The organism is Chitinimonas violaceus (assembly GCF_052601015.1).
The window spans coordinates 1-812 of record NZ_JBQXDJ010000199.1; the positions used below are offsets into that span (position 1 = coordinate 1).

1 protein-coding gene is annotated in these 812 nt (G+C 62.7%); it reads right to left on the reverse strand.

What is annotated here, in order from left to right; all coding sequences use genetic code 11:
- Nucleotides 1-812, reverse strand: an 812-nt coding sequence (ltrA, locus tag ACUHMQ_RS20895) for a group II intron reverse transcriptase/maturase (RefSeq protein ID WP_445297365.1), incomplete at both ends; no start/stop codon positions are given.

The window sequence follows — 812 nt, forward strand, 5'->3', positions numbered from 1 at the left end:
CCCGCCAGCACGCGTTCCCCAGCCTTCCGGCTCTTCACGTAGACGTTGCAGTCGTCGGCATAGCGTGCGAAGCAGTGGCCTCGCCGTTCCAACTCCCGGTCCACTTCGTCCAGCAGGATGTTCGCCAGTAACGGCGATAGTGGGCCGCCTTGTGGCGTCCCTTCATGCCGCTCCAGCTTCACCCCACCATCCAGGATACCCGCCTGCAAGTACCGCCGGATCAGGCGAAGTACTGCCTTGTCCGAGATACGCTTGGCCAGTCGGTCCATCAGAATGTCGTGGTTCACCCGGTCGAAGAACTGTGCCAGGTCCACGTCCACCACGATCCGCCTACCCGACTGCACATAGCGTTGCGCCGCCAGTACTGCTTGGTGCGCTCGCCGCCCCGGCCTAAAACCGTAGCTGTGTTCTGAGAACGTCGGATCAATTAGCGGTTGCAACACTTGCAGCAGCGCCTGCTGAATCAGCCGGTCCGTCACCGTCGGGATACCCAGCTCCCGCAGACCACCATCCGGTTTCGGTATCTGAACCCGGCGCACCGGCAGTGGCCGATAGCTCCCGTTCAGCAACTGATCCCGTACCTGCGGCCATGCCGTTTGCAGCATGCCCTTGGTGGCTTCTATGTCCAGACCATCTACACCAGCGCTACCGCCGTTCGCTTTGACGCGCTTCCACGCTTGTATCAGATTCTCCCGCGCCAGAGCCCGTTCCAGCAGCCCCGGCCCTGAGCCGTCTTGCCCTTGCTGCGCCAGTCGTGCTTCATCACGCGCTGCTTTAGGCTTGGCTTCACCTCGCCCGCCAGCAGTTCGCCC